This is a genomic window from Solicola agrisoli (genome assembly GCF_049059935.1).
Lineage (GTDB): Bacteria > Actinomycetota > Actinomycetes > Propionibacteriales > Nocardioidaceae > JAURVT01.
On sequence record NZ_JBMGQR010000013.1, the window covers coordinates 40,128 to 65,145 of the forward strand.

25 protein-coding genes are annotated in these 25,018 nt (G+C 72.9%); 10 read left to right on the forward strand and 15 right to left on the reverse strand.

Annotated elements, in window-relative coordinates:
* Position 1: 1 nt before the first annotated feature.
* From ACI6PP_RS07135 to uvrB, 3 genes are all read right to left on the reverse strand, one after another.
* Positions 2-1,222, reverse strand: a complete 1,221-nt coding sequence (locus ACI6PP_RS07135; protein WP_421110317.1) for a threonine synthase — start codon at positions 1,220-1,222, stop codon at positions 2-4.
* 84 nt (positions 1,223-1,306) lie between these two features.
* Positions 1,307-1,987, reverse strand: a complete 681-nt coding sequence (locus ACI6PP_RS07140; RefSeq protein ID WP_421110319.1) for a GntR family transcriptional regulator — start codon at positions 1,985-1,987, stop codon at positions 1,307-1,309.
* Between the two features lie 47 nt (positions 1,988-2,034).
* A complete protein-coding gene (uvrB, locus tag ACI6PP_RS07145; RefSeq protein ID WP_421110321.1) occupies positions 2,035-4,122 on the reverse strand; it encodes an excinuclease ABC subunit UvrB in 2,088 nt (695 codons plus the stop codon).
* Positions 4,123-4,187: 65 nt separating this feature from the next.
* Here uvrB and ACI6PP_RS07150 point away from each other — a divergent pair, with 65 nt between their 5' ends.
* Positions 4,188-4,910 carry a GNAT family N-acetyltransferase gene (locus tag ACI6PP_RS07150; protein ID WP_421110323.1) on the forward strand — a complete coding sequence of 241 codons (723 nt, stop codon included), beginning with the start codon at positions 4,188-4,190 and terminating at the stop codon, positions 4,908-4,910.
* Positions 4,911-5,142: 232 nt separating this feature from the next.
* A complete protein-coding gene (locus ACI6PP_RS07155; protein WP_421110325.1) occupies positions 5,143-5,688 on the forward strand; it encodes a hypothetical protein in 546 nt (181 codons plus the stop codon).
* Positions 5,689-5,706: 18 nt separating this feature from the next.
* Here the strand turns inward: ACI6PP_RS07155 and ACI6PP_RS07160 are convergent, their stop codons facing one another.
* Entirely contained in the window at positions 5,707-6,330 is a 624-nt protein-coding gene (locus ACI6PP_RS07160) for a hypothetical protein (protein WP_421110327.1), read from the reverse strand.
* Between the two features lie 62 nt (positions 6,331-6,392).
* On the opposite strand from ACI6PP_RS07160, the gene ACI6PP_RS07165 reads away from it, so the two are divergent.
* Positions 6,393-7,919, forward strand: coding sequence for an ATP-dependent DNA ligase (locus ACI6PP_RS07165; protein WP_421110329.1), 1,527 nt, complete (start codon positions 6,393-6,395; stop codon positions 7,917-7,919).
* A 2-nt stretch (positions 7,920-7,921) separates the two neighbouring features.
* Here the strand turns inward: ACI6PP_RS07165 and ACI6PP_RS07170 are convergent, their stop codons facing one another.
* On the reverse strand, positions 7,922-9,034 hold the full coding sequence (locus ACI6PP_RS07170) for a DUF1266 domain-containing protein (RefSeq protein ID WP_421110331.1): 1,113 nt from the start codon (positions 9,032-9,034) through the stop codon (positions 7,922-7,924).
* Positions 9,035-9,158: 124 nt separating this feature from the next.
* Between ACI6PP_RS07170 and ACI6PP_RS07175 the strand changes: the two genes are divergently transcribed.
* Positions 9,159-9,860 (forward strand): TetR/AcrR family transcriptional regulator, encoded by a 702-nt coding sequence (locus ACI6PP_RS07175; RefSeq protein ID WP_421110333.1) that lies wholly within the window; start codon positions 9,159-9,161, stop codon positions 9,858-9,860.
* A gap of 95 nt (positions 9,861-9,955) precedes the next feature.
* On the opposite strand, the gene ACI6PP_RS07180 is transcribed toward ACI6PP_RS07175, so the two are convergent.
* Positions 9,956-11,275 (reverse strand): acetyl-CoA C-acetyltransferase, encoded by a 1,320-nt coding sequence (locus ACI6PP_RS07180; RefSeq protein WP_421110335.1) that lies wholly within the window; start codon positions 11,273-11,275, stop codon positions 9,956-9,958.
* Positions 11,276-11,417: 142 nt separating this feature from the next.
* On the opposite strand from ACI6PP_RS07180, the gene ACI6PP_RS07185 reads away from it, so the two are divergent.
* The 3 genes from ACI6PP_RS07185 (at position 11,418) to ACI6PP_RS07195 (ending at position 14,123) form a co-directional block, all read left to right on the forward strand.
* Positions 11,418-12,782, forward strand: a complete 1,365-nt coding sequence (locus ACI6PP_RS07185) for a 3-oxoacyl-ACP reductase (RefSeq protein WP_421110337.1) — start codon at positions 11,418-11,420, stop codon at positions 12,780-12,782.
* Positions 12,782-13,666: a MaoC family dehydratase gene (locus tag ACI6PP_RS07190; RefSeq protein WP_421110339.1), complete on the forward strand. Its 885-nt coding sequence runs from the start codon at positions 12,782-12,784 to the stop codon at positions 13,664-13,666. The genes ACI6PP_RS07185 and ACI6PP_RS07190 overlap by 1 nt, the downstream gene beginning before the upstream one ends.
* A gap of 142 nt (positions 13,667-13,808) precedes the next feature.
* Complete coding sequence (locus ACI6PP_RS07195) at positions 13,809-14,123, forward strand: hypothetical protein (RefSeq protein ID WP_421110341.1); 315 nt, start codon at positions 13,809-13,811, stop codon at positions 14,121-14,123.
* 10 nt (positions 14,124-14,133) lie between these two features.
* Here the strand turns inward: ACI6PP_RS07195 and ACI6PP_RS07200 are convergent, their stop codons facing one another.
* The 6 genes from ACI6PP_RS07200 to ACI6PP_RS07225 form a co-directional block, all read right to left on the reverse strand.
* On the reverse strand, positions 14,134-15,018 hold the full coding sequence (locus ACI6PP_RS07200) for an acyl-CoA thioesterase (RefSeq protein ID WP_421110343.1): 885 nt from the start codon (positions 15,016-15,018) through the stop codon (positions 14,134-14,136).
* A 42-nt stretch (positions 15,019-15,060) separates the two neighbouring features.
* Complete coding sequence (locus ACI6PP_RS07205) at positions 15,061-15,987, reverse strand: proteasome assembly chaperone family protein (RefSeq protein ID WP_421110345.1); 927 nt, start codon at positions 15,985-15,987, stop codon at positions 15,061-15,063.
* Positions 15,988-16,039: 52 nt separating this feature from the next.
* The gene (locus ACI6PP_RS07210; protein ID WP_421110347.1) at positions 16,040-17,542 is read right to left on the reverse strand and encodes an amino acid permease; all 1,503 of its coding nucleotides are present in this window, start codon (positions 17,540-17,542) and stop codon (positions 16,040-16,042) included.
* A gap of 40 nt (positions 17,543-17,582) precedes the next feature.
* On the reverse strand, positions 17,583-19,442 hold the full coding sequence (gene dxs, locus ACI6PP_RS07215) for a 1-deoxy-D-xylulose-5-phosphate synthase (RefSeq protein WP_421110349.1): 1,860 nt from the start codon (positions 19,440-19,442) through the stop codon (positions 17,583-17,585).
* A 234-nt stretch (positions 19,443-19,676) separates the two neighbouring features.
* Positions 19,677-20,279: a class I SAM-dependent methyltransferase gene (locus ACI6PP_RS07220; RefSeq protein ID WP_421110351.1), complete on the reverse strand. Its 603-nt coding sequence runs from the start codon at positions 20,277-20,279 to the stop codon at positions 19,677-19,679.
* Positions 20,276-21,262 (reverse strand): SMP-30/gluconolactonase/LRE family protein, encoded by a 987-nt coding sequence (locus ACI6PP_RS07225; RefSeq protein ID WP_421110353.1) that lies wholly within the window; start codon positions 21,260-21,262, stop codon positions 20,276-20,278. The genes ACI6PP_RS07220 and ACI6PP_RS07225 overlap by 4 nt, the downstream gene beginning before the upstream one ends.
* Positions 21,263-21,299: 37 nt before the next feature.
* Between ACI6PP_RS07225 and ACI6PP_RS07230 the strand changes: the two genes are divergently transcribed.
* A complete protein-coding gene (locus ACI6PP_RS07230; protein WP_421110355.1) occupies positions 21,300-21,938 on the forward strand; it encodes a lysoplasmalogenase family protein in 639 nt (212 codons plus the stop codon).
* Here ACI6PP_RS07230 and ACI6PP_RS07235 read toward each other — a convergent pair.
* The gene (locus ACI6PP_RS07235) at positions 21,931-23,058 is read right to left on the reverse strand and encodes a DNA glycosylase AlkZ-like family protein (RefSeq protein ID WP_421110357.1); all 1,128 of its coding nucleotides are present in this window, start codon (positions 23,056-23,058) and stop codon (positions 21,931-21,933) included. The genes ACI6PP_RS07230 and ACI6PP_RS07235 overlap by 8 nt on opposite strands.
* 40 nt (positions 23,059-23,098) lie before the next feature.
* Entirely contained in the window at positions 23,099-23,500 is a 402-nt protein-coding gene (locus tag ACI6PP_RS07240; RefSeq protein WP_421110358.1) for a VOC family protein, read from the reverse strand.
* Positions 23,501-23,564: 64 nt separating this feature from the next.
* Between ACI6PP_RS07240 and ACI6PP_RS07245 the strand changes: the two genes are divergently transcribed.
* Together ACI6PP_RS07245 and ACI6PP_RS07250 are read left to right on the forward strand one after the other, a co-directional pair.
* The gene (locus tag ACI6PP_RS07245) at positions 23,565-23,984 is read left to right on the forward strand and encodes an HIT family protein (RefSeq protein ID WP_421110360.1); all 420 of its coding nucleotides are present in this window, start codon (positions 23,565-23,567) and stop codon (positions 23,982-23,984) included.
* 83 nt (positions 23,985-24,067) lie between these two features.
* On the forward strand, positions 24,068-24,424 hold the full coding sequence (locus ACI6PP_RS07250; RefSeq protein WP_421110362.1) for a PLD nuclease N-terminal domain-containing protein: 357 nt from the start codon (positions 24,068-24,070) through the stop codon (positions 24,422-24,424).
* A 3-nt stretch (positions 24,425-24,427) separates the two neighbouring features.
* Here ACI6PP_RS07250 and ACI6PP_RS07255 read toward each other — a convergent pair whose 3' ends face one another.
* Positions 24,428-24,946 (reverse strand): flavin reductase family protein, encoded by a 519-nt coding sequence (locus tag ACI6PP_RS07255; RefSeq protein ID WP_421110363.1) that lies wholly within the window; start codon positions 24,944-24,946, stop codon positions 24,428-24,430.
* Positions 24,947-25,018 lie beyond the last annotated feature (72 nt).

Below are 25,018 nucleotides of genomic sequence, written 5' to 3' on the forward strand. Positions count from 1 at the left end.
GTCAGACCGCCGGCACCGTGGCGTCGCGACCGAGCACGGGGACGTCGTCGATGGGCACGGTGTCGGGATAGATGATGCCGGCCCCGGTGTTGAGGACCACCACCTCGTCGCCCTCGGCGAGCCAGCCGGACTCCCGCAGTCGGCGGGCGGCCACCATGCAGGCCGCGCCCTCGGGGCAGATGAAGGTGCCCTCGGCCGTGGCGAGGTGGACGAGCTCGGCGAGGAGGTCGTCGTCGTCGACGGCCACCGCGCAGCCCTCGCTGCGGCGCACCGCGTCGAGCACCAGGAAGTCGCCGAGGGCCTTGGGCACGTTGATGCCGAACGCCACGGTGGACGAGTCCTCGACCAGGGTGCTCTCGGCCTCGCCCGCCTCCCACGCCCTCACGATCGGGTCGCAGCCACTGGCCTGCACCGCCACCAGGCGCGGGAGGCGGTCGTCGATCCAGCCCAGCTCCTGCATCTCCAGGATCGCCTTGAAGATGCCGATCAACCCGACACCGCCGCCGGCCGGGTAGAGGATGACGTCCGGCACCCGCCAGCCGAGCTGCTCGACGATCTCGTAGCCCATCGTCTTCTTGCCCTCGATCCGGTAGGGCTCCTTGAGGGTCGACACCTCCTGGCAGCCCTCGCGCCCGGCGACCGAGCGCCCGACGACGGCACCGGCGTGGTTGATCAGACCGTCCACGAGGTAGAGGTCGGCGCCGGTCACCTTGCACTCGCGGCGGGTGATCTCGGGGGCGTCGACGGGCATGACGACCAGGCTGCTCATCCCGGCGCGCGCGGCGTAGGTGGACCACGCCGCACCCGCGTTGCCGTTGGTGGGCATCGCCACCGACCTCACACCGAGCTCGCGAGCGCGGGACACGCCGACCGCGGCGCCCCTGGCCTTGAACGAGCCCGTGGGAAGGCCGCTCTCGTCCTTCATGAGCAGGTGGGGCAGGCCGATCGACGGGCCGTACGCGGGCAGCTGCAGCAGCGGCGTCATGCCCTCGCCGAGCGTCGTGACGAACCGGCGGTCGCGCACCGGGAGCAGCTCGCTGTAGCGCCACAGGTCGGGCGGACGGGAGGCGATCTGCTCGGGCGTGACGCTCGCTCGCGCGCGCTCGAGGTCGTACCGCGCCAGCAGTGGGGCGTCGACGGCGCTCAGACCCTGGACGAGGTCGGCGTCGAGACGTTCACCCGTGCGGGAGCACTCCAGGTGCGACAGGGCCGATGCGGTCATGGTCGGGGACTCCAGACGCCTGGGCGAGGGCCCGGGTCGGACGAACCGGACGATCCCTCACTTTGGATCCAAAATGCTCCACGATCAAGACCCGTCCGTCATCTGGACGCCCTCGTCGCGCGGGGCCCGGGCCGTGAAGGCCTCTCCCGACGCCCGCACGTGGTCGCGGGCCAGAGCCTCGGCGGCCGCCGCGTCGCCGCGCTCGACGGCCGACACGAGCGCCGCGTGCTCCCGCATGGCGGCGGCCATCCGTCCGGGCACCTGGGCCGTCTCGGGGGTCGCCAGGCGGGTCTGGCCGACGAGGTTCTCGGCCGCCCGGGTGAGCCGCCGGTTGCCCGACGCGGTCCAGACCAGCCGGTGGAAGGCGAGGTTGACCTCGCTGTAGTCGTCGATGCGCGCCTCGTCGGCGGCGGCGACCTGCAGGTGGTGCAGCCTCCACAGCTCGCGGCAGACCTCGGCGCGGTCGTCACGCGCCGCGATGGTCCGGGCGGCCAGCCCCTCGAGCGCCTCGCGCAGCTCGAAGATCTCGCGCATGTCGGCGTCGTCGATCGACGGCACGAAGTAGCCACGGTTGGTCACGGCGACGAGGAAGCCGTCCCGCTCGAGAGCGGCCAGCGCGGACTTGATCGGTGTGGGTGACAGCCCGAGCCGCTCGGCCAGCGGGCGCACCACCATCTTGGCTCCGGGCGCGACCTCGCCGCGGACGACCATCGCCCGGATCTGCTCGAAGGCACGCCGCGCTGAGGTCTCCTGGTCGGGCGCCATCGGGCCATGATGGCAGCGGGCAGCCGGAGCCGCCCGGTCCCTGACGGCTACCGGGTGGCCTCGACCATCTGGCGCAGCTCCTTCTTCAGGTCGCCGATCTCGTCGCGCAGGCGGGCCGCGAGCTCGAACTGCAGCTCGGCGGCGGCGGCGTGCATCTGGTCGCTGAGGTCCTGGACGAGCGCGGCGAGCTCGGACGCGGCCATGTTGCCGGTGTCGAGACCCTTGCCCTTGAGCTGGCCGGGCACCGGGGCCTTGCCACGCTGCTCGACGCCGCGGCTGCCGACCAGCTTCTCGGTGTCGGCGTCCTCGCGGGCGAGCATGTCGGTGATGTCGGCGATCTTCTTGCGCAGCGCCGTGGGCGTGATGCCGTGCTCGAGGTTGTAGGCCACCTGCTTCTCGCGGCGCCGGTTGGTCTCGTCGATCGCCAGCTCCATCGACGGCGTGATCGAGTCGGCGTACATGATCACCTGGCCCGAGACGTTGCGGGCCGCACGGCCGATGGTCTGGATCAGGGAACGGCCCGAGCGCAGGAAGCCCTCCTTGTCGGCGTCGAGGATCGCCACCAGGCTCACCTCGGGCAGGTCGAGACCCTCGCGCAGCAGGTTGATGCCGACCAGGACGTCGTACTCGCCCATGCGCAGCTCGCGCAGCAGCTCGACGCGTCGCAGCGTGTCGACCTCGCTGTGCAGGTACCGGGTGCGCAGCCCGGCCTCGAGCAGGTAGTCGGTGAGGTCCTCGGACATCTTCTTGGTGAGCGTGGTGACCAGGACGCGCTCGTTCTTCTCGACGCGGTCGCGGATCTCGCCGATGAGGTCGTCGATCTGGCCCTTGGTGGGCTTGATGACGACCTCGGGGTCGACCAGGCCGGTCGGGCGGATGATCTGCTCGACGTAGTCGTCCTTGGCCTTGGCCATCTCGTAGGGGCCGGGGGTGGCCGACAGGTACACGGTCTGGCCGATGCGGGTGAGGAACTCCTCCCACTTCAGCGGCCGGTTGTCCATCGCGCTGGGCAGCCGGAAGCCGTGCTCGACCAGGGTGCGCTTGCGCGACATGTCGCCCTCGTACATCGCGCCGATCTGCGGGATCGTCACGTGCGACTCGTCGACGATCAGCACGAAGTCGTCGGCGAAGTAGTCGAGCAGGCAGTTGGGAGCCGAGCCGGGCTGGCGGCCGTCCATGTGGCGCGAGTAGTTCTCGATGCCCGAGCACGAGCCGACCTGGCGCATCATCTCGAGGTCGTAGGTGGTGCGCATGCGCAGCCGCTGGGCCTCGAGCAGCTTGCCCTCGCGCTCCAGCTCGGCGAGCCGCTCGGCGAGCTCGACCTCGATCGACTCGATCGCCTGCTCCATCGTGTCGGGGCCGACGGTGTAGTGCGTGGCCGCGCCGACGTAGAGCTCGTCCTCCTCGCTGAGCACCTCGCCGGTGAGCGGGTGCAGCGTCATCAGCCGCTCGATCTCGTCGCCGAAGAACTCCACCCGCACCGCGAGCTCCTGGTACACGGGGAAGATCTCGAGCGTGTCGCCGCGGACGCGGAAGGTGCCGCGCGTGGCGGCGAGGTCGTTGCGCGCGTACTGGGCGGTGACGAGCGTGCGCAGCAGCGTGTCGCGGTCGTGCTCCTTGCCCACCTTGAGGTGGATCATGCGGTCGTTGTACTCCTGGGCCGAGCCCAGGCCGTAGATGCACGACACCGTGGCCACGACGATGACGTCGCGGCGCGTCAGCAGGTTCCAGGTGGCCGAGTGACGCAGCCGCTCGACCTCCTCGTTGATCGAGGAGTCCTTCTCGATGTACGTGTCCGTCTGGGGGACGTACGCCTCGGGCTGGTAGTAGTCGTAGTACGAGACGAAGTACTCGACGGAGTTCTGCGGGAACAGCCCGCGCAGCTCGTTGGCGAACTGCGCCGCGAGCGTCTTGTTGGGCTGCATGACGAGCATCGGCCGCTGGACCTTCTCGGCGAGCCAGGCGACGGTGGCCGTCTTGCCGGTACCGGTGGCACCGAGCAGGACGACGTCCTGCTCGCCGGCGTTGATCCGCTCGGCGAGCTGCTCGATGGCACGCGGCTGGTCGCCGGCGGGCTGGTAGTCGGAGACGACGTGCAGGGGCGCCACCTGACGCTGGACGGTCGACGTGCTCATGCCACGAGCCTACGACCGGCCACCGACAGAAGCCGGACGCGTGACCGGCGCCCTAGTCTGCGCAGGTGCACGACACCACCCGCGAGCGCCTGCTCGCCGCCTGGGAGCGCGAGCTGGGCGCCCCCGCGCGTCCTGGCACCACGGCCGTCGAGGGGCCTTCGGGCGCCGCCGTCGTCCTCGTCCACGCCGGCTCGACGCGGGCGCGCGTGCCCGCCGCGTGGGTGCCTGCCGCGTCGGCCGCCGACGCGGTCTCGCTGCTCTCGCCCGCCTGGTGGAAGGCCCTGCCCGGCCCCAGCGTGCACGTGGTGGGCCCGAGCGTCCTGGCCGTCCGCGACCTCTGGGACGACGGTCCGCAGCCTGCCCTCGTCGAGCAGGTGCCGCCGTGGCGCCTCGGTGGGCTGCGCCGCGAGGTGGGCGACGCCGACTGGGTCGCGTCCGGCCTCGCCGGCGACGACGTGGAGCTGGCGTTCGCGCGGTTCGCCGAGCCGGTCGAGCCGAGCCCGTGGGCCCACCGCGTGACCGAGGCCGCGCGCCGCACGGTCGTCTCGGCGGCCGCCGTCCTCACCCCGTGGGACGGCGTCCCCGTCGACGTCGGCGTGCTCGTCGACCCCGCCTACCGGGGGCACGGCCACGGGCTCGAGGTCGCGTCCGCGGCGACCCGCTTCGCGGTCACCGAGCACGGCCTCGCCCGCTGGCGCTGCCCGGAGTCCGACGCCGCGTCCGTGGCCCTGGCCACCCGGCTGGGCTTCGAGCCGGTCGCGCGCGTGCTGGTCGTCACCGCGTCCTGACGGGGTCGACCAAACACCACGTTCACGTGGTAGTTGGTCCGAAGCACGGGAGATCTTCCGTGCTTCGGCACATCTGCCGTGCGCGGGCACCCCCGCGGCGACGATCGGGCCGCTCCGTCTCCACATCCCGCCCCGCTCGCCCGGTCCGTCCACAGGTGGCGACGTCGCGCGGCACCTCGGCGGCCCGAGGACCCAAGGTCTGGGCACCACTCACCCGAACCGAGGAGCTCCCGTGCCCCGTCGTCCCCGTCCCACCCTCGTCGCGCTCGCCGCCGCCGGCGCCCTCGCCGTGCCCGCCGTCGGCATCGCCCACGCGGCCACGACGCCCAACCCCACGACCACCCAGGTGACGGTCGCCGACCGTGACGACACCGAGGGTCCGCTCGACGTGCAGCAGGCCGTGCACGTCCTGCGCAGCGACGACACCGTCGTCTACAAGATCAGGACCTACACCCCGTTCGACGTCGGCGACCTGTCGCGCACCAAGCGGACCGTGGTGATCGAGCTCGACACCGACGGCGAGCCCGGGTCCGAGCGCAACATCCGGGTCAGCGCGCCGGCGGGCAGGCTGCGTGCCGAGCTGATCTCGAACGCCACCCGCGAGACCATCAAGCCCGTCGCGGTGCAGCTGCTCGGCAAGCGGACGCTGCGCTTGTCGGGGCCGCGCGCCGACATCGGCGCGCGCAAGTACTTCTGGGTCACCACCTACCACTTCGGCGGCGACCCGATCACCCGGCAGGACGTGGTGCCCGACCGCGGCTGGATCCGTCAGCGGTGACACGTCCGGCCTGACCGGTCAGGCGTCCCCGTCGTCGCGGGCGCGGCGCCGCTCGCGGTTGTGCCGCCGCAGCTGGGGCAGGAAGAACGAGGCCACGAGCACCGCCCCGACCCCGATGCCCAGCGCGAGGCGGGAGGTGCCGGTGTCGCGTCCCTCGGACGCAGGGGCCGTGTCGGGCGCGGAGGTCGTCGGCGAGGCCGACGGGCTCGGCGCCGGTGTCGGCTCGGCCGTCCCCCGGCCGAGCGGGGTGGCGGGTCCGAGCGCCGACTGCGCGGCGGCGAGCGCCTCGTCGCTGACCTCGCGGGTGCCGTCGCACCTCGTGGTGGTGAGGTCGCCGTCGGTGGTGCGGGCGAGCACGAGGTACTGGCGCTCGTCCTGCCACGCCACCGGCGACGCGGGGTCGCGGCCGTCGACGACCACGACGGACCCCGGGCTGCCGGCGTACACGTCCGACACCCGCAGGCGCGCGATCTCACCACGCCGGTCGGTGACCGTGCCCACGAACGCGACGTCTGCGCGGCTGGCCAGCTCGGCGACGTCGTCGGTGGCGCACGCGGCCGCAGCCGCGGCGGACGGCGCGAGCACCGGTCCGAGGGCGGCCAGCACCACCGCCGCGGGGACCGATCGCCATGCTCGTGCCACGCCTGCTCCCTGCCTCGTCCGCCCGATCCACGGTGGGACGCGGGGTGGGCCACCATGGTTCCATGCTGCTCGCGCGACTGGCCGCCTGCTCCGAGGCCCTGGCGTCGACGTCGTCCCGGCTCGCCAAGCGAAGGCTGGTGGCCGAGGTGGTCGCCGAGGCCACGCCCGACGAGGTGCCGCTCGCGGTCTCCTACCTGTCCGGCTCGCTGCTGCAGCGTCGTACCGGCGTGGGCTGGGCGTCGTTGCGCGACCTGCCAGCCCCGGTGGACGAGCCGCAGCTCGACGTGCTCGAGGTGGACGCGGCGTTCGACGCACTGTCCCGGTTCTCGGGGCCGGGCTCCAGCGCCACCCGGGCCGACGCCGTCCGCGACCTGTTCGCCCGGGCCACCGCGTCGGAGCAGCGCTACCTCGTGGCGCTGGTCTCGGGCGAGGTGCGCCAGGGGGCGCTCGAGTCGGTCGCGCAGGACGCCGTCGCCGAGGCCCACGGCGTCGCCGCGCCTCGTGTCCGGCGGGCGGCGATGCTGCTGGGGTCGACGGTCGAGGCCGCGCGGCTGCTCGCCACCGAGGGTCCTGAGGCGCTCGACGCGGTCCGGCTCCAGGTGGGCACACCCGTCAGCCCGATGCTGGCCGCCACGGCGGCCGATCCGCAGGCCGCCGCCGACAAGGCCGGCCTGCCCGCCCTCGTCGACGCCAAGCTCGACGGCATCCGCGTGCAGGTGCACCGCGACGGCGACTCGGTGCGGCTGTGGTCGCGCAGCCTCGACGAGCTCACCGACCGCCTGCCCGAGGTGGTCGACGTCGTCCGCGCCCTGCCCCAGCAGCGGCTCGTCCTCGACGGCGAGGTGATCGCCCACCGCGACGACGGCACGCCCGAGGCGTTCCAGGTGGTGGCGTCACGCACCGCCAGCCAGGTCGACGTCGCCGAGGCGCGCGAGCGGACACCCGTCCGCCTCTGGGTCTTCGACCTGCTGCACCTGGACGGGCGTGACCTGATGGACGAGCCGCTCGAGGTCCGCGTCGCCGAGGCCGGACGGGTGCTGCCGGCGGACCTGCTCGTCGAGCGACGCCTCGTGGACGACGTCGACGCGCTGCGCGAGGTGTTCGAGGACGCCGTGGCCCGCGGGTACGAGGGCGTGGTGGTCAAGCGTCCCGACGCGCCGTACGCAGCCGGGCGGCGCGACAGCGGCTGGGTCAAGGTCAAGCCGCGACACACCCTCGACCTCGCCGTGGTGGCGGCCGAGTGGGGCCACGGTCGCCGCACCGGCGTGCTGTCGAACCTGCACCTGGCCGCCCGCGCCGACGACGGAGACGGCTGGGTGATGCTGGGCAAGACGTTCAAGGGCCTGACCGACACGGTCCTGGCCTGGCAGACCGAGCAGCTGCTCGCCCGCGAGGTCCGGCGCACGGCCGGCACCGTCCACGTCGACCCGCCGCTCGTCGTCGAGATCGCCATCGACGGGCTCCAGGACTCGACCCGCTACCCCGGCGGCGTCGCCCTGCGCTTCGCCCGCGTCCTGCGGTACCGCGACGACCTCGGTCTCGACGACGTCGACACGCTCGCGACGGTGCGTGCACTGCGCGGCGGCTGAGGTCAGGGAGCGAGCCCGGAAGCCCGGTCCAGGTGGGCGTGCGGGTCGCGGACGGCGTCGGGGACGGGCGCTCCGGTCAGTCGGGGCATGGACCGGCTCGCCGCGGGCCACCTGCTGGTCCGGAGCGCCTCGCGGGCCTGGTCGAGCCCACGCACCGCGGCGAGCGAGTCGGTCCGCGCCGCGTACCCGAGCCGCACGTTGTCCCAGTAGTCGTCGACGGTGTCGAACAGCGTCGCGGCGATCTGGCCCACCTGGCCGAGCATGGCCCACGCGTCCTCGCGGTCGAGGTAACCGGCGACGAACCCGCCGCGGACGACGTCGACCAGCTCGCGGAGGTCTTCTCCCCAGAGCAGGACCGGTGGCCTGTCGCCCCTCGCGTGCGTGCACGCCAGCACGTCGACGTTGCTCGTGCCGGTGAGCCCGGCTATCCGGGTGACCACCGCGTCGTTGCCGTCGCGGACCGCGCGCAGGAACGACAGCGACCACGAGTCGGTGTCGAGCCGGTCGAGGACGTAGAGCCGCAGCGAGTCCTCGCCGGTGATCCGGTAGGCCGAGTCGAGGTGGTCGCGCACCTTCGACAGTCGGGCCATCGGCATCGTCGGCCACGGTGTGCCGGCCTCACCGTCCTTCCACCGGGCACGCAGCCGAGGGTCGAGCACCGCCCACGAGGGGTGGTCCTCGAGCGAGTCGTTCCAGCCACCCACCTCGTAGTCGGTGACGGACGCGAGGGCGAGCAGGTCGCGCTGGCGCTCGCTCACGACGGGTGCGTCCGACGCCGCCAGGTAGGCGTCCTGGTCCCGGCGCGGGCCGGACCCGTCGACGTAGACGTGCCACGCCCCCACGACGGCCACGGCCAGCACCCACAGCAGGAGCTGGACGTCGTACCGGTGGGCGGCGGGCACCACGTCGAGCAGGACGGCGAGCTTGGCGGTGAGGCCGCTGACGAAGAGGCAGGCCAGGACGATCCAGCCGCGTCGCAGGAACCGCGATCGTCCGCCGTCGCGGACGGCTGTCCCGGCCTCGACGTACCGCCGCCTGAACCGCACCGGGTGCTCGGTCTCCCCGACCTGGTTCTGACGACCCCTGCCCGCCGTCCTCGTGCTGCTGCGCTCCATCGATCCCCCTCGCCGGACGCCCGCGACCACGATCGGCCCGCCGGACGTCGACCTGAGGGTAATGGGCGTCACGGGCCGGTGTGGGCTGGACGGGGAAAGGAAAGGGAGGTCCTAGGATGAACCGGTGGCCTCACAGGAACAGGACCAGCCGGTCCGACGCAGGACCGGAGCCATCGCCGCGCGCCGTCGCGAGCGCGAGGAGGAGATCCTCGCCGCCACCCGCGAGCTGTTCGACGCCGCCGGCGTGCGCGACGCGCAGATCGAGGACATCGCCAACGCCGTCGGCATCAACCGCGCGATCATCTACCGGCACTTCTCCGGCAAGGAAGAGCTCTTCGCGCTGACGCTCGTGGGATACCTCGAGGAGATCACCGCCGCGATGCAGTCGGCGGACGACCCTCAGGCGTCGCCGTCGGAGCGGTTGGCGAGCGTCAGCGGGGCGTTCCTCGACTACGGTCAGCGCTACCCCGCCTTCGGCGACTGCGCCCTGGCGCTGCTGCGCCGCCCCGGCGACGAGCTGCTGCTCGACGTCAGCGAGGCGGCGATGATGCGCCTCGGACAGGGCATGGTGGGCGCCATCGGGTCGTTGGTGACCGTCCTCGAGGCCGGTCAGGCCACCGGCGAGTTCGCCCAGCGCGACCCCTACCTGCTGGCCAACGTGCTCTACGCCCAGGCTCTCGGTGCCCTCCAGCTCGGCCGCAACCAGATCGCCGTCAGCGGCGACGACGAGGGCTCGCCGGAGATCCACCGCGTCTCCTTCGACCAGGTCAGGACCTACCTGGTCGAGGCCGCCCTGGTGATGGCCACCGGCCCCCGCCCCGCCTGAACCTCCCCCATCAGCCGCCGAGGTACGCGAAAGGCACCACCGCAGACGCTGCGGTGGTGCCTTTCGCGTACCTCGACGGCGGGTGGTGGGGCGGGTCAGCGCTCCAGGATGGCGGTGACGCCCTGGCCGCCGGCGGCGCAGATGGAGATGACGCCGCGACCCTTGCCCTTCTCGGCGAGCAGCTTGGCCAGGTTGGCGATGATGCGACCGCCGGTGGCGGCGAAGGGGTGACCGGCCGCGAGCGACGAGCCGGCGACGTTGAGCTTGGACCGGTCGATCGAGCCGAGCGGCGCGTCCAGGCCGAGGCGCTCCTTGCAGAAGATCGGGTCCTCCCACGCCTTCAGCGTCGAGAGCACCTGCGACGCGAACGCCTCGTGGATCTCGTAGAAGTCGAAGTCCTGCAGGGTCAGGCCGTTGCGCTCGAGCATCCGCGGCATCGCGTACGCCGGCGCCATGAGCAGCCCCTCGCCCCCGTGGACGTAGTCGACCGCGGCGGTCTCGTAGTCGGTGAAGAACGCGAGCGGCTTCCAGCCCTTGGACTTGGCGTACGACTCCGAGGCCAGCAGCACCGCGGACGCGCCGTCGGTGAGCGGGGTGGAGTTGGCGGCCGTCATCGTCGCGGCGGGCCCCTTGCCGAAGACCGGCTTCAGCGTCGACAGCTTCTCGACGCTCGAGTCGGCGCGCAGGTTCTGGTCGCGGTCGAGGCCCAGGAACGGCGTGACCAGGTCGTCCTCGAACCCGCGCTCGTAGGCCGCGGCGAGGTTGTGGTGCGAGGCCACGGCGAGCTCGTCCTGGTCCTCGCGCGAGATCTCCCACTCGACGGCGGTGAGCGCCTGGCTCTCGCCCATCGACAGGCCGGTGCGGGGCTCGGAGTTCTGCGGGATGGCCGGCACCAGGTGCGCGGGACGGACGCGGGCCAGCACCGCGAGGCGGGCCTGCAGCGTCTTGGCGCGGTTGGCGTCCAGCAGGATGCCGCGCAGCTTCTCGCCGACGGCGATGGGCGCGTCGGACGTGGTGTCCGAGCCACCCGCGATGCCGACCTCGATGCGTCCGAGGGCGATCTTGTTGGCCACCTGGATCGCGGCCTGGATGCCGGTGTCACAGGCCTGCTGGATGTCGTAGGCCGGGGTGTCGGGTGACAGCACCGAGCCGAGGACGGCCTCGCGGGTGAGGTTGAAGTCCTTGCTGTGCTTGAGCACGGCGCCGGCGACGACCTCGCCGACGCGCTCGCCCTCCAGGCCGTAGCGGGTGGCCAGACCGTCGACGGCGGCGGTCAGCATGTCCTGGTTCGAGGCGTGGCTGTAGACCGTGTTCGAGCGGGCGAACGGGATCCGGTTGCCGCCGATGACGGCCACTCGCTGCGCCGGGGACGGCTGGGCGGGCGTCTTGGCCTTGGTGGTCGAAGTCTGGGCCATGAGGGCTCCTCGTGATCTCGGTGCGGGGCTCGTTCGGCGTTGCCAGCGCCACACCCGCGGGTGTGGACTGCCTGGTGCCACCACGTTACAGTCGCAGAAGAGTTTCAGATACCGTCGGTATTCGAGAGATGGGACACACCCGATGAGCGACCGCTACCAGGCCCTGGCCCACAGCACGATCGGCAGGCTCGTGGTCAAGAACCTCGGGCTGCCCGACCCGCCGACCCTCGACCGGTGGGCGCCGGGCTCCCCCGTCGTCGACGGCACCGTCCTCGTCGGCGCCGCCCCCGGCAGCACGCTGGGCGACAAGCTGGTGCACGCCCTCGGCGAGCTGGGCGTCACCACCGCCACCACCCGTCTCGACGGCGAGCGCTACAAGGCGCTCGTCCTCGACGCCACCGGCATCGACACCACGGCCGGCCTCGCCGCCATCCCGGAGTTCTTCCAGCCGGTGCTGCGCAGCCTGCGCTCCAGCGCCCGCGTGCTCGTGGTCGGCACCCCGCCCGCCGAGGCCGACGACGACGCCCGCGCGATCGCCCAGCGCTCCCTCGAGGGCCTCACCCGCTCGCTCGGCAAGGAGATCGGCGGCGGCTCGACGGTCAACCTCGTCTACGTCGCCGACGGCGCGCACGACGCCCTGCGCTCGACGCTCGAGTTCCTGCTGTCGCCCAAGTCGGCGTACGTCTCGGGGCAGGTCGTCCGCGTGGGCACCGCCGGCGTCACCGAGGCCGCGACCGTCGACGACGCGCTGACGCCGCTCGCCGGCAAGGTCGCGCTCGTCACCGGCGCCTCGCGCGGGCTCGGCCTGGCGATGGCGCGCACGCTGCACCGCGACGGTGCGCACGTCATCGGGCTCGACATCCCCCAGCTCGCCGGTGAGCTGCAGACGCAGATGGCCGAGATCGACGGCGACACCATCGCCCTCGACATCACCGCCAAGGACGCCCCGCAGCGTATCGCCCGCCACGTCAGCACCAAGACGTTCACCAAGAAGCACGGCGCGGGCCTCGACGTCCTGGTGCACAACGCCGGCGTCACCCGCGACAAGCGGCTGCGCAACATGAAGACCGACATCTGGGACTCGGTGATCGACATCAACATCGGCGCCCCCCAGCGCATCACCGCCGAGCTCCTCGACCAGGACCTGCTCAAGCCCAACGCGAGCGTCATCGGCGTCTCGTCCATCGCGGGCATCGCCGGCAACAACGGCCAGACCAGCTACGCGACGTCCAAGGCGGCGGTGATCGGCTTCGTCGACGAGCTCGCACCCCGGGTGGCGGGCAAGGGCATCCGCGTCAACGCGGTCGCGCCGGGCTTCATCGAGACCGACATGGTCAAGACGATCCCGTTCGCCATCCGCGAGGCCGGACGTCGGATGAACTCGATGGCGCAGGGCGGTCAGCCCGTCGACGTCGCCGAGGCCGTCGCCTGGTACGCCAACCCCGGCTCGTCGGCGGTGTCGGGCAACGTCGTGCGCGTCTGCGGCCAGAGCCTGCTGGGCGCCTGATGGCCACCCGCACGCTCGACGGCGCCCCGTCCACCCTGCCCCTCTACCTGCGCGCGGCGCTCCCGGCGCTGCCGGTGGTGGGCTCGCTGCCGGGCGTGCGGCACGCGTCGGGCGACGTGCCCGACCTGACCCTGCGGCGCGAGGGCGTGGGCACCGACGTCCGCGCGCTCAGCGACTACGCCAAGGTCTGCGGCTTCTCGCTCGGCTCGGAGCTGCCGGTCACCTACCCGCACATGGCCGCGTTCGCGCTGCACCTGCAGCTGATGTGCGACACCGCGTTCCCGTTCGCCCCGATGGGCCTGGTGCACCTGCGCAACACGATCGTCCAGCACCGCCCGATCGGCACCGGCGAGAGGTTCGAGGTCGAGGTGCGCGGCGCGCGCCTGCGTCCCCACCCCAAGGGCCGGCTGGTCGACATCGACACCTCGGTGACGGCGTCGGGAACGCTGGTGTGGGAGGAGGTCACCACGCTGCTGGCCCGCGGGTCGGGTCGTGGGGACGAGGAGACCGCGCCGCCGCTCGACGGCGTCGAGGCGCCCGTCGGGTCCACCCGGTGGCGCCTGCCCGCCGACCTCGGTCGTCAGTACGCGGCCGTCTCCGGCGACCGCAACCCGATCCACCTCTACCAGGTGACGGCCAAGGCCTTCGGGTTCCCGCGGCAGATCGCGCACGGCATGTGGACCAAGGCGCGCGCCCTCGCCGCGCTGCAGGGACGCCTGCCCGACGCGGTCCGCGTCGACGTGGAGTTCCGCAAGCCCGTCCTGCTGCCCACCACGGTGCAGCTCGGCACGTCCACGGACGGCGACGCCACCACGTTCGGCGTCACCAGCACCCGCGGCGACCGGACGTCGACGCACCTCGTGGGGCGCGCCACCCCCGCCTAGGATGACGTCGAGCCGTCAGGGCGAGTCGATCGGGGACGACGTGCAGGATCCGCACCGCACACTGGTGGCCGGTCTCGGTGCGGGTGCGTTCGTCCTGTCGGTGGCGAGCGTGGGCCTGCGGCTCGGTTGGCAGGCGACGACGGTGACTGCGGTGTTGGTCGTGGTCGCGACCGCCATCCTGGCCTGGACAGGGTTCCGGCTCCGCTGGCTCGCCCTGGTCTGGGTCCCCGCAGCCGCCTTCCCCGTGTCCGTGTACCTGGGCGGCGCCACCTGGTCGTGGGTCCTGCACGACACCCAGGGCGTCACCCTGCCGGAGATCACCCTCGGGCTGGTGCTGGGGGTCTGGTACACCGGGCTCCTGCTCGGACCCTGGGTGCTCGCGACGGCCGTGCTGCGCCACCTGCTCAGCACCCCCTCCACCCGACCGAGCTACGACCTCGACGAGCTGCACTCCTGACGCGAGCGCGTCAGCGCTTGCGGGAGGGGTCGACGGGGCGGACCAGGCCCTCCTGGGCGACGCTGGCGACCAGCGTGCCGTCCTGGGCATAGACGTTGCCGGTGGCGAACCCGCGCGCGCCCGAGGCCGACGGCGACGTCTGGTCGTAGAGCATCCACTCGTCGGCCCGGATGTCGCGGTGGAACCACACGGCGTGGTCGAGCGAGGCGGCCTGCACCTTGCTCGAGCCGATGATGACGCCGTGCGGCACCAGCGCCGAGCCGAGCAACGTGAGGTCGCTGGCGTAGGTGAGCACGGCGGCGTTGAGCGCGGGGTCGTCGCCGGCGGGCATCTGGCCGTTGCCGCGGAACCACAGCCGCTGGACGGCCGGCACGTGCTCGCGGTCGGCGCCACCCTCGGGGCGGTTGTCGCCCACGTAGCGCACCTCGAGCGCGGCCCACTCCTCGCGCCAGCGACGGGCGCGCTCGCCGTCGGCGGCGCCGAACAGCTGGTCGAGGGTGAGCGAGTCCTCCACCTTGGGCACGTCGGGCATGACGTCCTGGTGGTCCCAGCCCGGCTCCTCGCGGTGGAACGACGCCGTCAGGTAGTAGATGATCTCGCCGTGCTGGCGCGCCGAGACCCGGCGCGTGCTGAAGGAGCCGCCGTCGCGGATGCGCTGCACGTCGTAGACGATCGGGATCGCCGGGTCGCCGCCGAGGATGAAGTACGAGTGCAGCGAGTGCACGCGACGACCTGCGTCGACGGTGGCCGACGCCGCCATCAGGGCCTGCGCGGCCACCTGCCCGCCGAACACGCGCACCAGCGCGGAGTCGCGGGGCTGCGTGCCGCGGTAGAGGTCCACCTCGAGCTGCTCGACCTCGAGCAGCTCGACGAGCTCGTCCAGGGAAGAAGGCATGGCAGGGATCCTGTCATGCCCGGGGACGTGCGTGGTGGCAGGTCAGTCGCGGTCGTCCGGGCGGTCCATGCGGGCGAGGAAGCGCTCGAACTGCTGCCCGAGCTCGTCGGCGCTGGGGATCTCCTCGTCGTCGGCGAGCAGGGAGTCCTCGGCGCCGCGGGTGAACACGTCGTACTGCTGCTCCAGCCCGGCGAGCACCGCGCCGCCGTCCTGCTCGGCGATCTGCTTCTCGATGTCGGCGAGCGTGTCGGCCTGCTTGAGCCGCAGCGGCTCGAGGTCGAGCTGCAGGCCGGTGCGGTGCGAGAGCGCCTCGAGCAGCGAGATCGCGGCCGTCGGGTAGTCGATCTGCGCCAGGTACTGCGGCACGTGCACCACGTAGCCGACGGCGTCGTGGTCCCACTCCCCCAGCCGGCGCTCGAGCAGGGCCTGCGCGCTGCCGGGCACGACGAGCTGGCCGGACCACAGGTTCTTGCGGTCGACGAGGTCGGGGCGCGTGGCGTGCGAGGTGATCATCAGCGGACGGGTGTGCGGCACGCCCATGGGGACGGCGCCGAGACCCACCGAGAGCGAGACGTCGAAGGCGTCGACGACGTCGTGGACCTCGCCGACGAACTGCTCCCAGCGGTAGTCGGGCTCGGGACCGGTGAGCAGCAGGTACGGCGTGCCGGCGGCGTCGTGCTGCAGCCGGACGTCGAGGCGCGGGGCGTCGTACGAGGTGTACGCGTCGCGGTCGAACACCATCGGGGGACGACGGGCGCGGTAGTCGTAGAAGTCGTCGACGTCGAAGGACGCGACGACGGGGGCGTCGTCCTCGGCCAGGTGCTGGGCGGCCAGGCGCGGCGCGGAGCCGGCACCGAGGAACCCGTCGAGCGCGTGCACCAGCACCGGACGCGTCCCGGGCGGCAGCAAGCCGTCCGTGGGGTCGTCGTCCTTGCCGCCGCGGGAGAAGTACTGCGAGAACCTGCTCATCACGCCTCTCCCAACGCATCTGCAGGCGAAGCGATTCCGCCGTGCCCCCAGCCTACTGCGAGACCTCCCCGCGCTCGCGCTGGCCGAGGCGGCTGTGCTGGCGGCCGTACGCGAAGTACACGACGATGCCGAGCGCCATCCAGATCAGGAACCGGATCCAGGTCTCGCCCTCGAGGTTGAGCATCAGGTAGACGCACAGGATGGTGGCGAGCGTCGCCACGACCGCCACCGCGGGCACGCGGAACGCGCGCGGCAGGTCGGGGTGCGTGCGGCGCAGGATGACCACGCCGATGCTCACCAGCGTGAAGGCGAACAGGGTGCCGATGTTCACCAGCTTGGCCAGCTCGCCCAGCGGCACGAAGCCCGAGATGGCGGCGACGGCGACGCCCGTGATGAGGGTGATCCGGTACGGCGTGCCGAACTTGGGGTGGGTGCGGGCCAGGCCGCGCGGCAGCAGGCCGTCGCGCGCCATCGCGAACGCGACGCGGGTCTGGCCGAGCATCAGGATCATCACCACGACGGTCAGGCCGATGCAGGCGCCGATCGCGATGATGTTGCCCATCCAGGTCAGACCGACGGCGTCGAACGCGGTGGCGAGCGGTGCACCGTCCTCGGCGTCGATCTCGCGGTAGTCCTGCATGCCGGTGATGATCAGACTGACCGCCATGTAGAGCACGGTGACGATGGCCAGCGAGCCCAGGATGCCGATCGGGACGTCGCGCTGGGGGTTCTTGACCTCCTCGGCGGTGGTGGCCACCACGTCGAAGCCGATGAACGCGAAGAACACGAGCGCGGCGGCCGAGATGACGCCGGCCAGGCCGTAGGTGGCGGGCTCGATGCCGAGGATGGTCTGGATCAGCGGGGTGTCGAGGAAGCCGCCGCCCGTGCCGTCCGAAGGCTGCGACGGCGGGATGAACGGCGTCCAGTTGCTCACCGAGACGTAGCCGACGCCCGCGACGATGACGAGCGCGACCACGGCCAGCTTGATCGCGACGACCACCTGGTTGAAGACGCTGGAGAACTTGATGCCGCCGATCAGGATGCCCATCACGAGCAGCGAGATGACGATGGCGGGCAGGTCGACGACGCCGTCGCCCGACGCCGACTGCAACGACGCCGGCAGCGCGAACGGGGTGCCGTCCAGGAGCGTGTTGAGGTAGCCCGAGAAGCCCGAGGCGAGCGCGGCCGAGCCGATGGTGAACTCGAGCACCAGGTCCCAGCCGATGATCCAGGCGATCAGCTCGCCGAACGTGGCGTAGGAGAACGTGTAGGCGCTGCCGGCGACGGGCACCGTCGAGGCGAACTCGGCGTAGCAGAGCGCCGCGAGCCCGCACGCGAGCGCCGCGATGAGGAACGACAGCGCGATCGCCGGACCGGCGTTGGTCTTGGCGACCTGACCGGTGATGACGAAGATGCCGGCGCCGATGATGACGCCGACGCCGAAGACCACGAGGTCGAGCGCCCCGAGGTTCTTCTTGAGCTGGTGCTCCGGCTCCTCGGTGTCCTTGATCGACTGCTCGACCGACTTCCTGCGCATGACGCTCCCGCTGCTCATGAGCGGGAGACTATGAGACGCGGACGCCCCGGCGCGACTCTCAGAGGTGCGCGAGCGTGTCGGCCAGGACGGCCGGCGGGGTGAGTCCGACGCGCTCGAGGATCTTGTCGCGCTTGGCGTGCGTCAGGAACTCCTGCGGCACGGCGTGGACGCGCACCGGGGTGGTGACGTCGGCGTCCGACAGCGCCTGGGTGACCATCGACCCGACTCCGCCGACGCGGCCGTTGTCCTCGAGGCAGACGACGAGGTCGTGCTCGCGCGCGAGGTCGACGATCGAGGCGTCGACGGGCTTGACCCAGCGGGGGTCGACGACGGTGCTGCGGTGGCCGGCGTCGTGCAGGCCCACGCCGACCGCGAGGCCGGTGGGCACCATCGAGCCGACGGCGACGACGAGCACGCGCGGGTCGACGTCGCGGCGCAGGACGTCGGTGGTGCCGACCCGCTCGAGGGCCGGGACGTCGTCGGGCACGGGGGTCTTGGCGTAGCGGATGACGGTGGGCGCGTCGTCGACGTCGACGGCCTCGCGCAGCAGCTCGCGCAGCTGCGACCCGTCGCGCGGTGCCGCGAGGCGCAGGCCGGGCACGAGGTTCATGATCGACAGGTCCCACATGCCGTTGTGGCTCGCGCCGTCGTCGCCGGTGACGCCGGCGCGGTCGAGCACGAACGTGACGCCGCAGCGGTGCAGGGCGACGTCGAGGAGCACCTGGTCGAAGGCGCGGTTGAGGAAGGTGGCGTAGACGGCGAAGACCGGGTGCAGCCCACCCATCGCGAGGCCGGCGGCGCTCGTGACGGCGTGCTGCTCGGCGATGCCGACGTCGAAGACGCGGTCGGGGAACTTGTCGGCGAACGCGTCGAGACCCACCGGGTAGAGCATGGCGGCGGTGATGCCGACGACGTCGGGCCGCTCGTCGGCGATGCGCACGATCTCGTCGCGGAACACCGACGTCCACTTGGGCGGCTCGACGGTGGTGGCCAGGCCCGTGGCGCGGTCGAAGACGCCGGCCTGGTGCATCTGGTCGATCTCGTTGGAGACCGCGAGGTCGTAGCCCTTGCCCTTGGTGGTGAGGACGTGGACGAGCACCGGGCCGCCGAAGCTGCGGGCGCGGGTGAGGGCCTGCTCGACGGCGCGGCGGTCGTGGCCGTCGATGGGGCCGATGTACTTCAGCCCGAGGTCCTCGAACATCCCCTGCGGCGCGAGCGCGTCCTTGAGGCCCTTCTTGACCGCGTGCATCGCCTCGTACGCCGCCGGGCCGACCAGGCGGGTGCCGGTGACGATGTCCTTGATCTTCTCCAGCGTCGGCTCGTAGCGCGGGCTGGTGCGCAGGCTCGTCAGGTGGTCGGCGAGGCCGCCGACCGTCGGCATGTAGCTGCGTCCGTTGTCGTTGACGACGACGACCAGGCGGCGGTCGCGGTCGGCGGCGATGTTGTTGAGCGCCTCCCAGGCCATGCCGCCGGTGAGGGCACCGTCGCCGATCACGGCGACCACGTGGTCGTCTCGGCCGAGGATCATGTTGGCCTTGGCCAGCCCGTCGGCGTAGGACAGCGACGTGGAGGCGTGCGAGTTCTCGACGACGTCGTGCGGGGACTCGCCGCGGTCGGGGTAGCCCGACAGGCCACCCTCCTTGCGGAGCATGTCGAAGCCGTCGGCGCGTCCGGTGACCATCTTGTGCACGTACGCCTGGTGCCCGGTGTCCCAGACCACCTTGTCGCGCGGGGAGTCGAAGACGCGGTGGATCGCCAGCGTCAGCTCGACGACGCCGAGGTTGGGGCCGAGGTGCCCGCTGTGCGCCGCGACGGCGACGATGACCCGCTCGCGGATCTCCTCGGCGAGCTCGTCCAGCTGCTCGTCGGTGAGGTCGCGGAGGTCCGCGGGCTCGCCGATGTGGTCGAGCAGGCTCATGGACGACAGACCTCCGGATCGGTGTACAGGGAACCTCTCGATGGTAACGGGCCGGGGGTGGGGAGCGCCGGACCGTCGTCGCGGGACCACCCGTCCGGGGTCGGCGCGGCACGTAACAGGGGCACCGTCGGCCCCACGTCACCCGGGAATCCGTCCCGGACCACGGAGAACTTCCCGTGGTCTCGTCGGTTTCCCAGGTGAACCTGGGAAACCTGGGACGGGTGGGGCGAGGCGTCAGGTGGGGAGGTCGGCGGTGACGAGGTAGCGCTCGTCGAGCGTCTCGCCGCCCCACAGGACGGGGTCGGTGAGGGGGACGACGGCGGGGGCGAGGCCCGCGTCGGTCAGGAGCTGCAGGACCTGGGCGGCGCGCAGGCCCGCGCCGGTGTGCCAGAAGCCCTCCACGAGCACGACCCGTCCCCCGTCGCGGAGCAGCCGCAGCCAGCGTGCGACCGCCTGCGACGGATCGGGCAGGGCCCACAGGACGTGACGGCAGACGACGGCGTCGTACGCGCCGGCCGCCAGCGGCGGGTCCTGCGCGTCGCCCTCGGTGAGCATGACGGCGTCGCCGTGGCGGGCGGTCTTGACGCGTCCGACGTCGAGCATCGCCGGCGACAGGTCGATGCCGTCGACGCGGTGGCCGGCGTCGGCGAGGAGGTCGGCCACCGTCGCGGTGCCGCACCCCATCTCGGCGACGCGCAGCGGGGCGGGACCGAGCGCGTCGCCGAGCAGACGGCCCCAGGCGGCGCGCGCGTCGGCGTCGAGCAGACCGTGGTCGGGCGCTTGGTCGTACGTGGGCGCCTCGGCGTCCCAGGTGCGACGCACGTCGTCGGTGCTCACGGTGCCGTCACCACCGCGACGGTGCCCTGCTCGAGGCTGCCCAGCCACAGGTGGCCGTCGCGACGCCGCACGCCGGTGGGCATGCCGAAGTCGGGGTGGCTGCCGGCGAGGTCGTGGACGAGCCGACCGGCCGCGTCGTAGGCCTGCACGTGGACGAGCCGCTTGGGCTGCGGCTGCAGGGCCTGCGGCAGCGCCCAGACCGCCCGTCGCAGGAACGGCGCGCGCGGCAGCAGGAGGTCGAGCAACGGGTCGCGCGGCGACGCGAGCGCCACCCAGACCAGGCCGTCGTCGCCGGTGGAGATGTTGTCGGGGAATCCCGGCAGCGGGGTGCCGAACACGCGGTCGGTGCCGGCGCGCGGGCCCGTCAGGTCGAGGACGCGCAGCGCGTAGGCCGCCGTCTCGGCGACGACGACGGCGGACTCGTCGGGCAGCAGCGCCACCCCGTTGCCGAACGCGAGGTCGTCGAGCACCACCTCCAGCGAGCCGTCGGGGTCGCGCCGCACCAGCCGTCCAGTGGGGACGTGCTCGAGAAGCTCGCCGCGCCAGTGGTCGATGCCGAGGTGGGTGGAGGAGTCGGTGAACCAGATGGTGCCGTCGGCCGCCACCGCCGCGTTGTTGCAGAACGTGAGCGGACGACCGTCCACCTCCTCGGCGAGGACGGTGACCTGCCCGTCGTCCAGGTCGAGCCGCAGCAGCCCCCGTCGGGCGTCGCAGACCAGCACGGCCCCGTCGGGGAGCAGCTCCAGCCCGAGCGGACGACCACCGGAGTCGCCGACGACGGTCTGCTGCCGACCGTCCGGCGTGACGGCGACCAGGCGTCCGTCGACGAGCCCGGTGAGGACGCGGCCGTCGTCGAGCACGAGCACGTCCTCGGTGCCGTGGCCCGCGACCGGGACGACGCGCAGGTCCCCGATCGGGTCGGGTGCGCGGGTGCTGCGCGGAGGCGGTGACCACCGACGGGGAGAGATCGCGGGCTTGTCCATGGCCCCCGACCGTAGCGCCGGTCCCTAGGATCGGCCGGTGACCCCGACCGCGTCCGCGCTGCTCGTCCTCGCCGCGGCGGTCGCGGCCGTCGACTGGTGGGCGGTCGCGACGTCCCGGCTCCGGGCCGAGCTCGTGGCCAAGCCCGCGGCGCTCGTCGCGCTGGTGGGGGTGGCGCTGGCGGTCGAGCCGGTCGACGGTGGCGGACGGACGTGGCTCGTCGTGGCGCTGGTGCTGTGCCTGCTGGGCGACGTGCTGCTCGTGCTGCCGCGTGACGCGTTCGTGCCGGGGCTCGCGGCGTTCCTGCTGGGCCACCTCGCCTACGTCGTGGCGTTCTGGCCGCTGGCGTCGTCGTGGGTGGGTGCGGGAGCGGCGCTGGTCGTCGCGGTGTCGCTGATGCTCTCCGTGCTCCCCCGGGCCGTCGCGGGCGCGCGCCGCGAGGGCGGAGCGCCGCTCGCGGTCGCCGTCGTGGTCTACGCCCTGGTGATCGCGGCCATGGCGACGGCCGCCGGCGCGAGCGGGTCGGCCTGGGGGTGGACGGGCGCGGCGCTGTTCGTCGTGTCGGACGCGGTCCTGGCCTGGAACCGGTTCGTCCGGCCGCTCCCCCACGGCCACCTCGCCGTGATGGTGACCTACCACCTGGCCCAGGCGAGCCTGGTGCTCGCGTTCGTCAGCTGACCCGCACGTCGGTGATCGTCGTGCCCAGCGCGGCGGCGACGGCGGCGACGGGGGCGTCGAAGAGGTCGTCGGCCAGCCTGGTCTCGCCGCTGAGCGTGGTGACCTCGACGCGGTGCCCGCCGCGGTCGGCCACCAGCCGCCAGGTGGCCACGACGCGCTGGTCGTGGAGCACGCCGGCGATGAGCTGGCCGTTCTCGCGGATCCAGACCTCGGGCAGGTGCCGGGCGGCCAGGAAGCGGTCGTGCGCCGGGCCGGCGTACCCGACGAGCAGCCCGTCGAACTCCGACAGCAGCCGCAGGCCGGGGTCGGCGTGCCCGCCGCGGGGCGGCTCGGCGAGGTCGACGTAGGCGGTGCCGTCGGTGCCCTCGAGCCGCACCACCTCGTCGCCCAGCGACGCCACCGCGGCGTCGACCCGACGGAGCCCGCCGCCGAGCCACCACGCCACGTCCTTGCGCGTGGCGGGCCCGTACGCCGCGAGGTGCAGGCGCAGCATCGCGGCGACGGCGGCGTCCTCGTCGACCTCTGGTTGTGGGACGACGGCGCTCGCCGTGCGGTGCAGGGTGTCGGTGCGCGTCTCCCAGCGCTCGTCGGCGGGGCGTCGGACGAGTCCCGGGTGCCCCCAGCCGAGCGACCGGCCGAGCGTCGTGCGGCGCTTGTCGCCGTCGGTGGGCTCGTGCTCGTCCAGCCAGGCGAGCAGGTGCTCGACGACGTCGGCCCGCTCGCGCCACCGGTCGCCGCAGAAGCGCTCGATCTCGGCGTCGACGTCGGCCGGCGTCAGGCGCGACAGCACCAGGTGGTTGGCCGTGAGCAGCGCACGCGGGCGCCGGCTCGCGACGGCGGCCAGGGCGTGGTGCTCGGGCAGCGCACTGTGCACGGTGCCGCGCAGGTTGGTGCCCTTGACGATCGCGTACGACGCGAAGGCGGCGTTGACGGTGTCGCGGGTGACGCCCGGCAGCCGCCCCGCGACGGTGAGGTGCGCCGAGCGCGGCACCTGGGTCTGCACCGGCCCGAGGCGGCGGTAGAGCTCGACGACGGCGGTCGTCCCGCGTCCGCGGACGGACGGGAACTGCCGGCGCAGGGTCAGCGCGCGGAGCCGCTCGGGCGTCAGTCGTGGGGCCACGGCACGATCCTGCCCCACGCCGCCGACACCGTCACGGGCCTCAGAGCGGGCTGAGCAGCTCGATCCGGTTGCCGTGCGGGTCGTCGACGTAGAGGCGGCGCATGCCGGGGAACGCGTCGTCCCAGCGCACCTCGTGGTCGGCGGCCTCGAGGTCGCGCGCGACCGCGTCGAGGTCGGCGACGAGGATGCCGGGGTGCGCCTTGCGCTGCGGAGCGAACCCCTCCTCCACGCCGAGGTGGATCTCGAGGGCGTCGGCGCGCACCCACAGCCCGCCGCGCGCGGCGAGGCGGGATGGCTTGGTCACCTCGGTCATGCCGAGCACCCCGACGAAGAAGTCGCGACTCGCGTCCTCACCGCCGGGTGGGATGGCGAGCTGCACGTGGTGGAGGCCGAAGCGGTGGTCGGTCGTCGCCGGTGGGTCCGCGTAGGGCTGGACGGTCATGCCGGTCCCCTCTCGTCTACGTCTCTCGACGTCAAGATACTCCCGGCGGGGCGATGATGGGCAGGTGAGCGACCCCTGCCTGTTCTGCCGGATCGTCGCGGGCGACGAGCCCGGCCACGTCGCGTACGAGGACGACGTGGCCGTCGGCTTCCTGGACGTCCGGCCCCTGTTCGAGGGCCACGTGCTCGTCGTGCCGCGCACGCACGTGGTCACCCTGCCCGACCTGGCGCCGACCGACCTCGGCCCGTACTTCGCCGCCGTGCAGCGCGTGGCGACCGCCGTGCCCGAGGCGATGGGCGCGCAGGGCACGTTCGTGGCGATGAACAACGCGGTCTCGCAGTCGGTGGCCCACCTGCACACCCACGTCGTCCCCCGCACCAAGGGCGACGGGCTGCGCGGGTTCTTCTGGCCGCGCACCAGGTACGCCGACGACGCCGCGGCCGCCGACGTCGCGGCGCTGATCCGGGCGGTCGCGGGGCACTAGCCCCCCGATCGGCTCAACTCCCGGCGGACCGCCCCTCCCCGGTGCCATGATGCGGCCGGAGACGTCGAGACGAGGGGGACTCCATGCTGCTGCTCGACAGCGTGCTCGGGCTGGTGCTGCTCGCCCTGTGGGTGTTCTGCCTGGTCGACGTGATCACCACCGACTCGTCGCTGTGCCGCAACCTGCCCAAGGTCGCGTGGATCGTCGTGGTGCTGCTGTTCTCGTTCCTCGGCTCGGTCGCCTGGCTCGTGGCCGGACGTCCGCAGCGCGCCGCCGACCTGCCCTACCGCGGCAGCACGGGCGGCGCCTTCCCCGAGTACGAGCGACCCGGACGGTTCGTCGGCAACGACACCGCGTCCGACGAGGAGTTCCTGCGGCAGTGCCGCGAGCGCGCCGAGGAGCAGCGCCGTCGCTACCGCGAGTCCCGCGGCGACTCCTGAGCCTCAGCCGAGGTCGCGGTAGCGACCGCGCACGTGCGCGAGCCCGGTGACGTCGCCGGCCACCTCGACGTGCTCCACGACGGCCTCGAGCAGCAGCGCCCACCCGGCGTGGCGCGGCTCGGCGTCGACGAGGCGCGCACCGATCCACCCGGCGGCGCCGACGAGCACCGGACCCCACGTCGTCTGCTCCCAGGTGCCGACGGTGAACGTCCCGCCCGGCGCGGGAGCCTGACCGGCGAACACCTCGGCGAGACCCCGGTGCGGCTCGGCGAGCAGGCTGACGGCGATCGTCCCGCCGGGCTCGACGGCGTCGGCGAGGTCGGAGTCCTCGTCCACCAGCCCGAGCACCAGGGACGGGTCGCCGTCGGCCACGAGGAACGACGACACCGTCAGGCCCGCGCGGTCGCGTCCCTCCCCCGCCGTCCACACCGTCACGGGCGACGGCGTGCGTCCGCGGAAGCGTCGCAGCGGGTCGCGGTCGCCGTCGGCGGGCAGGAACGGGTGCTCGGTGTGGATCGTCACGCCCCCATCCTCGCCCGTGGGTCCCCACACCGACCGCCGAGATACGGGTCCTGCACCACGCGTGCGTCTCCG